The sequence below is a fragment of the Candidatus Obscuribacterales bacterium genome (assembly GCA_036703605.1).
Taxonomy (GTDB): Bacteria; Cyanobacteriota; Cyanobacteriia; order RECH01; family RECH01; genus RECH01.
The window spans coordinates 1-8,630 of sequence record DATNRH010000784.1 but is presented as its reverse complement, the minus strand read 5'-3'; the positions used below and the strand labels follow the sequence as shown (position 1 = coordinate 8,630).

10 protein-coding genes are annotated in these 8,630 nt (G+C 55.4%); 2 read left to right on the top strand and 8 right to left on the bottom strand.

Going from position 1 to position 8,630, the window contains the following annotated elements:
* Window positions 1-72: 72 nt before the first annotated feature.
* From V6D20_16390 to V6D20_16380, 3 genes are read right to left on the bottom strand one after another with little or no spacing between them, the layout of a single operon-like run.
* Window positions 73-504, bottom strand: a complete 432-nt coding sequence (locus V6D20_16390) for a hypothetical protein (GenBank protein ID HEY9817359.1) — start codon at window positions 502-504, stop codon at window positions 73-75.
* Between the two features lie 14 nt (window positions 505-518).
* Window positions 519-1,352, bottom strand: a complete 834-nt coding sequence (locus V6D20_16385; GenBank protein HEY9817358.1) for a creatininase family protein — start codon at window positions 1,350-1,352, stop codon at window positions 519-521.
* Window positions 1,353-1,409: 57 nt separating this feature from the next.
* Entirely contained in the window at window positions 1,410-3,287 is a 1,878-nt protein-coding gene (locus V6D20_16380) for an ABC transporter ATP-binding protein (protein ID HEY9817357.1), read from the bottom strand.
* A gap of 146 nt (window positions 3,288-3,433) precedes the next feature.
* Here V6D20_16380 and V6D20_16375 point away from each other — a divergent pair, with 146 nt between their 5' ends.
* The gene (locus V6D20_16375) at window positions 3,434-4,315 is read left to right on the top strand and encodes an EamA family transporter (protein ID HEY9817356.1); all 882 of its coding nucleotides are present in this window, start codon (window positions 3,434-3,436) and stop codon (window positions 4,313-4,315) included.
* Window positions 4,316-4,348: 33 nt separating this feature from the next.
* Here V6D20_16375 and V6D20_16370 read toward each other — a convergent pair whose 3' ends face one another.
* The gene (locus V6D20_16370) at window positions 4,349-4,783 is read right to left on the bottom strand and encodes a hypothetical protein (GenBank protein HEY9817355.1); all 435 of its coding nucleotides are present in this window, start codon (window positions 4,781-4,783) and stop codon (window positions 4,349-4,351) included.
* A 171-nt stretch (window positions 4,784-4,954) separates the two neighbouring features.
* On the opposite strand from V6D20_16370, the gene V6D20_16365 reads away from it, so the two are divergent.
* Window positions 4,955-5,341, top strand: a complete 387-nt coding sequence (locus tag V6D20_16365) for a hypothetical protein (GenBank protein HEY9817354.1) — start codon at window positions 4,955-4,957, stop codon at window positions 5,339-5,341.
* 141 nt (window positions 5,342-5,482) lie between these two features.
* Here the strand turns inward: V6D20_16365 and V6D20_16360 are convergent, their stop codons facing one another.
* The 4 genes from V6D20_16360 to V6D20_16345 form a co-directional block, all read right to left on the bottom strand.
* On the bottom strand, window positions 5,483-6,331 hold the full coding sequence (locus tag V6D20_16360) for a glycosyl hydrolase 108 family protein (protein ID HEY9817353.1): 849 nt from the start codon (window positions 6,329-6,331) through the stop codon (window positions 5,483-5,485).
* A 95-nt stretch (window positions 6,332-6,426) separates the two neighbouring features.
* Entirely contained in the window at window positions 6,427-7,668 is a 1,242-nt protein-coding gene (gene argJ, locus V6D20_16355) for a bifunctional ornithine acetyltransferase/N-acetylglutamate synthase (GenBank protein ID HEY9817352.1), read from the bottom strand.
* A gap of 181 nt (window positions 7,669-7,849) precedes the next feature.
* Window positions 7,850-8,269 carry a peptidylprolyl isomerase gene (locus V6D20_16350; GenBank protein HEY9817351.1) on the bottom strand — a complete coding sequence of 140 codons (420 nt, stop codon included), beginning with the start codon at window positions 8,267-8,269 and terminating at the stop codon, window positions 7,850-7,852.
* 150 nt (window positions 8,270-8,419) lie between these two features.
* Window positions 8,420-8,630: hypothetical protein (locus V6D20_16345; protein ID HEY9817350.1), on the bottom strand; the 211-nt coding region annotated here is incomplete at its 5' end.

Here is an 8,630-nt window from a genome sequence, read left to right as displayed (position 1 = left end):
ATCGCGCCCCCGTTGTAGGTGCTGTTAGGCGAAGCCGTAACACACCGTCTCATAACATCATCAAACCCCTACCTAGAACCGTCCCCACCATTGCCCACCCCGAAATCGCCAGCGGGGAAATAAGACGCGCATGAGGCTCTGGGTAGTGATGAAATAGCCTAGCCAGACGAGGCTGTAGTGCCCGAGGAAACCACCGAGGGGCATGGTATTTTCAATGCCCGGCAGCCCTACGGTCGTCAACAGCATGAGAATAAACAGACCTTCCCATAACCCCGCCAAGAGTTGAAACACGGCGGGCCAATCGTGATCCCAGCGGCGCTGCTGTAGGGCATGGTACAAGGTATCCCAGCCCACCCCAAAAAGTGCGACATAGCCCAAGATTAGGAAAAAGGGCGGTGGCGGATCACTGGGGTATAGGGTCGTGAACAGTCCGGTGATCAGGACACCCATGGTTGCCAAGATCAGCAGGCGGGTTTGCCAACGGCCAAATAGGGTAGGAGTCATAGGATTTTGAACAGCTAGGACGGCGATCGCTCTGGAGCATCTTTCCAGGCTTGGGGTTGGCGGAAGCGATAGATATCTTCAATCACCTGCACCCAACCGTTGGTGACAGAATCCATGATGCGATCGCCCTTGTCAACGGTGGCAACGGTGGGATCACCGAGGGTGCCGCTGCGGCTGAGATCGCGGGTTGTCCAGGCAAAGGGGAGCTTGCCCTCCATACTCAACAGACTATCGGTTGGCAATCCCTGAGGATACTCGGCTTGGGCGCGCTCCATCTGCACCTGATCGGGCAAAATCGAGAGCATGACGCTGGTTTCGGCATCACCGGCATGGATGCCTAACTCCTTCTCCTTCTCCGTCATCAGCTTGCCGGCATCGTGGGGCGCTCGCCAGGTAAATAGGGGAAACACCAAAAAGTCGTCGTGCTGTTGATGAAGATCTCGGGCGACGATCTCCATAATTTGCGGCTGACCACCGTGGGCGTTGAGCAACACAAATTTCCGAAAGCCCGCGCGGTAGATACTTTCGGCAACCTCCATCAACAGCGCTATCAAGGTTTGGGCAGAAAGCGTGATCGTACCGGGAAAGTGCCAATGCTCATTGGATTTTCCGTAGTGGAGCGGCGGCAGGGCATAGGCAGGGATAGACGCGTCTAGTTTCGCTAAAGCCTGACCCGTCACCGCAGAAGCGATCGCTGCATCCACCGCTACGGGCAAATGCGGCCCATGCTGCTCGATTGCGCCGATAGGCTGAATGATCACGGTATTTTCCTTATCGGGCATGGCCTGGATATCCGTCCAGGTGAGATAGGCAAAGAAGCGATCGGGGGGAATAAAGCCGTGTAGCATAGCAGCCCTGAACCATGGTCAATGTGGGAATTTTAGCGTATTGCCCCACGCCCTGCCCTACTGCTCCAGCATCTGCAGTTTATAGAGACTGGCATAGAGACCACCCTGTTCTAGAAGCTGATCGTGGCTACCCGATTCGATTAAACGCCCTTGCTTGAGCACCAAAATGCGATCAACTTTGCGGATCGTAGACAGACGGTGGGCAATGATGATGGCGGTACGCTCTTCTAGAAGCGTCTCTAATGCCTCTTGGATCATGGCTTCGGTGCCTACGTCTAGATTGGCCGTGGCTTCATCAAGCACAAGGATCGGCGGATTGCGCACGGCGGCACGGGCAAAGGCCAACAGTTGCTTTTGTCCGCCCGACAGATTCGAACCCCGTTCCCGCAGTTGGGTATCGTAGCCCTGGGGCAGTTGTTCAATAAAGGCGGCGACGTTGGTTTGCACCGCCGCTTGGCGAATCTGCTCAATGGAATAGGTTTCGCCTAGGGAAATATTGCTTTTCACGTCTCCGGCAAACAGGAAGCCATCTTGGAGAATCACCGCCATGCGCCGCCGCAGTTCGGCTTGGGGCAGATCGCGAATATCCACCCCATCCAGCAAAATATGTCCCTGGGATGTTTCATAGAGACGGCACAGCAGACGAATAATCGAGCTTTTCCCAGCGCCGGTGGGGCCGACGAGGGCCACCTTTTCACCGGGGCGAATGGTGAAGTCTAGGTCATGTAGAACATATTCATCCGACTTGTAGCCAAAGTAGACGTGATCAAAGCGAATTTCTCCGGGCGTGGCAGGGGCAACATTCACGAGCGTATCCGAGCGATCGCTCTCAGCAAGCTCTTTCTCAGATGCGGGGGGAGCGATCGCCTGGGCAAAGGTGAGATGCTCCGGATCCTGGATTTCGATCGGCTCGCTCATCAGGTTGTGAAAACGCTCCATCGCTGTCAGACCCGCTTGGATCGCGGTAAATTTTTCAGCAAACTGGCGCAGGGGATTAAACAACCGCTGGGCAAACAAGATAAACGATGCCAACAGTCCAAAGTTGACCTGGTTTTCCATCACCAGCAAACCACCGAGCCACAGCACAGCAGCGATCGCCACCAGGGCAATCCATTCCAGCGTGGAGGAAATCGCGGCATCGTAGAGGATGGTTTTGTCTACTTCTTGGACATAGCGCTGGTTGATGGTACGAAACAGTTGGCTATTAAAGGCTTCTCGGCGAAAGAGCTGAACCACATTAATCCCCAGAATATTTTCCTGGAGCGCCGAATTCAAGGACGATAGTTCTTCCCTTGCCCGGTAGTTGGCTACACGAAACTTTTGCTGGAAGACAATGGTGATCGCCGTTACGGGTATCAGCATCAACACCAGCATCAGCGCTAGTTTCCACTGCAGGGAAAACATGATGATAATCACCACCAGCATGGATGCTAGATCACTAACAATGCCGATCGCCCCCGTGGCAAACACATCCCCTAAGGCATCCACATCACTGGTGAGACGCGTAATCAAACGGCCTACCGGCGTGCGATCGAAAAAGCGTACCGCTAAGGAGGTGACATGGCGGAACAGATCATCGCGAATGCTGGCCGTAATCCGCTGCCCCACCTCCTGCACCAAGTAGCCTTGAAGTCCCACCAAAAGCAACCGCAGGGCGATCGTGGCCACCAACAACGTCACCAGCAGATTCAACCCTTGGGATAGGGTGCGTTCCGCCAAAAAGCCCATGGTCGGCTCATTGCGCAGGAGGGAAATGGATTGACCGATCAACACCGGCTGCACCGATTCAGCGATCGCCAAGGGCACCAAGAGCACCATCGAGATAATCAACACCCGCCGGTTTTGGTGGGCATAGGGCAACAGCCGCAAAAAGAGCCGCCAATCGGTCATCGGGCGGCGACTGGAATCGCGAAGGGAGGAAAATGCGCTAGTCATGTAGATTTCAGGTGGGTGAAGCGGGGCTGGCAAGGGCAGTGCTACACTGCGTACCACGTTCAGCAATTCTTTCCCACTGTAGCGCATGGGACGCGATCGCTTCCTGGCTTACCAACCTCCCCCTATCTCTCCCCTAGTTCTGAACGATGACAGCACATCTAAGATCTCAAACACTACGGGCCACGGGCATTGGCTTCACCGCTATCATGATGTGGGCTACCTTGGCATTATTGACCAAACTGAGCGGCACCGTGCCCCCGTTCCAACTGACGGCCATGGCCTTTACTGTTGCCTTTGGGATTGGTCTGATCATGTGGTGGCGGCAGGGCAGCACGATTTGGCGGCAATTGCGACTACCCTTGCCGGTGTGGGGCGTAGGCGTTTCAGGCCTCTTTGGCTTCCACTTGTTCTATTTCATCGCCCTCAGCAACGCACCGGCCGTAGAAGCTAGCCTGATTGCCTACCTCTGGCCCCTGTTGATTGTGCTGTTGTCTGCCCTACTGCCCAACGAGTCACTGCGCTGGTTCCATGGCGTGGGAGCGATCGCCGGCTTCCTGGGAGCTGGTTTACTAATCAGCAATGGTCAAGCTTTGCGCATCGACCCACAATACAGCCTGGGCTATCTGGCAGCGATCGCCTCTGCCCTGATTTGGGCTAGCTATTCCGTTCTATCTCGGCGGTTTGGCAGCATTCCCACTGATGCCGTTGGTGGATTTTGCGGCGTCACGGCCCTGCTCGCCTGGATCTGCCATGGTCTGTTTGAAGCCACGGTCTGGCCCGTAGGCAGTCAGTGGCTGGCGGTCTTCGGACTCGGACTTGGGCCCGTAGGTCTCGCCTTTTTCACCTGGGACTACGGCGTCAAACATGGCAACATCAAGGTTCTGGGTGCCCTTTCCTACCTAGCGCCCCTGCTGTCTACACTCTTGCTCATAGCCTGCGGCTTTGCCCTACCCAGTTGGAGTATAGCGATCGCCTGTCTGTTTATTATCGGCGGAGCAGTCTTAGCTGCAGGCGATATCCTGCGCTAGCGTAGCGATCGTCACGCCTCGAATCCTCACCCGCTAGGATGCCATCTGCGATCCGTTGAAGACATCAAACACCTGACAGCAAAACCGCTTGAGTTTCTCCGCCACCGCCGGGGCAGGGGTGGTATTGCCGACAAACTGCCAGTGGTCGATCGTCGAAAGCTGCCACTGCTTACCGCGATGATCAAACCCCACCACATCCACCCCAATCACCCGAGGCGTTGTGGAGAGCGAGCCCTGCCCGAGGCGAATTTGCACCAATAAACTGCGGCTTTGGGCAGACCGGCTCACCCCTGGAAAGTGAAACCCTAGGTCAATAGACTCCGGATCCACCAACTCCCGAGTTTCCTCATCATTCATCCAAGGCTTGAGATCGGCTCGAATATCAGGAAATTCCGATTTGAACAAGTTCACGACGGCTGCAATTTTACTGGCAACCGTCACGTTTGTTGCTTGTTCTGATGCATTCACGCGCGTTACCCCCTCACCACATCATGATGGATTGATACGAAAACCGATTACCCCAGCTTAGGCGGTCACGAAGCTGCCTCCGTTAGCAAAATACCGCCGCCATTGAGGCCATCTACCTTCATACTAAATAATGTAGCTAACCAGACGTTTTGCTGCTGAGTGTAAGATGCAATGACCGAAACCTCTTGCCACATTATTGTTGAAGGAAACCCCGCTGTCATCTATGCCAGCCGGAATGGAAAACCCGCCAAAGTCGTTAGAACCCTCGGATCGTTTCTAGAAAAATTCTGGCAGGAGCGAGATACGTCTGGCGAACATACCGATACGCCAGAATGCCTCGTTGCCCAAATTATCGTCAGATTTGGGTTTGAAATCTGTGAAGATGATTACTCTAATTTACGGGTTGGCCTCAAATACTCACCCAATGTGGATTATCTCTATTTCATCGGCAGCGATCGCACCCTCAAACTCTACAGCCCCACCGACGCCTACCGTGCTACGCCGAGTCTTGGGGTAGCAGCTTGTCAGGAACTGGCGATCGAACCTTCGTTGTCTTAGGCGAAACGCTAGCGGGGGCGATCGCTCCCAGCAATGCTGGACAAACTGACGTAACCCTAAGGGCAACCTGTTGTTTACCTTAGGGTCAGCGCAGCCCTTTAATCTATCCTTTTATCCTCCTGCCACAGCCCTACAGGGCTCCTACATCCTAGAGATGTAATTCATCAAGTCATTGTCGCGATTCAGCCAACCATTAAGGAACACACTTTGGCTGGGATTTTGCCGTACCCGTAGGTAGCGATAATCAATGCGGTTTTGCACATAGCGCCGAGCAGTAGCCGCCGTATTCGAGCGATCGAGGGCACCGCGGGTGATGGGGCCAAAGCCGCCATCTGCAGGCACGCCTAGGGTTTCCTGCAGGAAGAGCGTAGCCCCACCCACCCCAAAGTTAACTGCCGTGTCAAAATGCACAATGGCTAAAGGGCGCACCATCAACTGACTGTTGGAGGGCGTCCAATACATGCTGCGATAAATATCTTCCACTTCTGTCTGAGTGATCAACCGCACACTCTGGGTTGGCAACCCCTTACGACGACGATACTCGTTGTAGGTTCCCGTCGTCACCCCTTTATTGGTCGCACCACCAATATCCGCCGGGTGATCCACAAAGCCACCTTCCCAGCGCAGGGAAAACTGTAGGGCTTCAGTGAAATGATTTCCCGTCGGTGGGGCCGGCGGTGGCGGCGCGGGTGGCGGCGGGGCCGGCGGTGGCGGCGCGGGCGGAGCAGGTGGTGGAGCGGGCTGCATCCCGGTTGAATTGATGATAAACCGAGCGACCCGAGGCGATAACTCATTGGGGCGAAACCCAAAGTAGTCGGTAAACTCCCGATAGGCTGCTTCGGTACGAGAGCCCCATAGTCCATCGGATGGGCCGACTGGGAAGCCCATTAAGTTCAACGCGCTCTGAAGGGAGCGCACCAGAGCCGTGTTGCTCCGCAGTTGAGTGACGGTGTAGGTGACTTGCCCACTGGCGATCGCTTGCAGATCCATGATGGCCGGGTAGTTGGGTAAAAGGCTTATACAGTTCTACCACCAGACGGCTACACTGGTGGACATCTGGGCAGAAAAGCACACATCAATTCAGGTTAGGTGGTGTATTCAGCATTAATCTTGACATAGTCGTAGCTGAGGTCACATCCCCAAGCCACCCCATGTCCTGCACCGGTTCCTACTCCTACGTTGATATGGACGGTATTGGCATCAGGGTCGGCACTTTCCGCCGCCGCCGTCAAGTAGGCACTGGCGGCAGCCCGGTCGAAGGGTAGCGGTTGCCCATAGTCTAGCAATAGGGTGTCGCCGAGGCTAATGCGCAGATCATCTTGGTTGAAGGACACGCCTGCACGGCCAGCTGCCGCTGCAATTCGTCCCCAGTTGGGATCTCGACCAAAAATGGCTGATTTCACTAGGGAGGAACCGGCAATGGTGCGGGCAATTTTGCGCGCCGCTTCATCACTGCTCGCCCCGCTCACCGTCACTTCCACGAGGCAGGTTGCCCCCTCGCCATCCCGCACGATCGCCTTCGCCAGGGTCATACAAACTTCCGTCAGCATGGCTTCTAGGGTTTCTGCCTCTGCATTCAGGGTGGTGATCGCGGGCGTACGCGATTGACCATTGGCCAGGGCTATCACACAATCGTTGGTGCTCGTATCGCCATCCACCGTAATTTGGTTAAAGCTTTTATCCACCGCCCGCCCCAGCATCTCTTGCCAAATGTGGGGAGAGACCGTGGCATCACAGGTGATAAAACTGAGCATGGTAGCCATGTTGGGGTGGATCATGCCCGATCCTTTGGCAATGCCGCCCATACGCACGGGGCGATCGCCCACCTGGGTTTCTAACGCGCAAACCTTGGGCACCAGATCGGTGGTCATAATCGCCAAGGCAGCTTGGTCGGAACCGGTTTCAGAAAGCTGCGCGGCTACCTTCGGCACGCCAGCCTGCAACTGCTCCATCTTGATGCGCTGCCCAATGACCCCCGTGGAGGCCAGCAGTACCGCATCAGCCTCACAGCCCAACACTTGGGCCACCGCTTGGGCACTGGCGATCGCATCGTCCCAGCCCTGGCTACCGGTGCCAGCATTGGCCTGCCCCGAGTTGCACAAAATTGCCCGCGCTGCTGGCTTGGCCTCTAGGAGTTGACGACAATAGTCTACACAGGCTGCCCGCACGCAGCTTGTAGTAAACACTCCGGCAGCGATCGCCTCCACATCAGACACAATCAGCGCCAGATCGGGTAATCCAGAAGGCTTCATACCAGCAACAATCCCTGATGCACGATACCCCTTCGGAGCCGTGACTCCCCCTGAAATCACCTGCCATGCTGCCATAGGTTCTCCTTCCCCTTGATGCAAGCCCACGTTTCCATCAGTCGTCGTTTAGGACAGGATGGGCCACACCTGGACCGAGCCGGGTAGTCCATGGATTCGGCTGATGCGATCGCCCACCATCTACTCGATGCCCATCACCATCCTGTCCATTGAGAATACTGTGAATTGAGGATATGTGGCCCTACTTTTCAATTTTGACGGACAGAATTTTATCACCTTGGCGAATGGCGTTGACCACATCCATATCCTGGGTTTGGCCAAACACAGTATGCACACCATCCAAGTGAGGCTGGGGAGAATGGCAAATAAAGAACTGGCTGCCGCCCGTATCGCGCCCACGGTGCGCCATGGACAGGGAACCCGCCATATGCTTGTTGGAGTTAATTTCGCACTTAATTTCGTAGCCTGGGCCACCGGTACCTGTGCCCTTGGGGCAACCGCCCTGAATCATAAAATCAGGAATGACGCGGTGGAAGGACAGACCGTCGTAGAATCCATCCTCCGACAGCTTGACGAAATTCGCCACGGTATTGGGAGCATCTGCATCAAAAAACTCAATCGTAATGGTGCCCTTAGCCGTTTCCATAATGGCGCGAGTCATACAATAATCCTCAAGTTACTTAGAATTCAAACGTTACACGCTCTCCACGCCCATCCACGATGATACGTGGGGAGATACGTGGGGAGTTCTCGATTTTCATGGGTGAAGCACGGCCCTGGAACCGGTGTGGGCTCGATCTGTCTACCGGCGCTACCGCATGGCTCCCATGGTCGTTTTCCAGGATAGCTCTCGGCAAAGAATTTCTAGAGCCCGCTGATCGCGACCGAGAAATAAACCACTGTCCACCAAGTCTGTCAGCACCTGCTGGGTGAGTTCTGCGGCAAAGGTACCGCCACAGTGCAGCAGATGGCTGTAGTAGCAAAACTGAGACTGCTGCTGGGGATTGCGATGAAAGTGATGG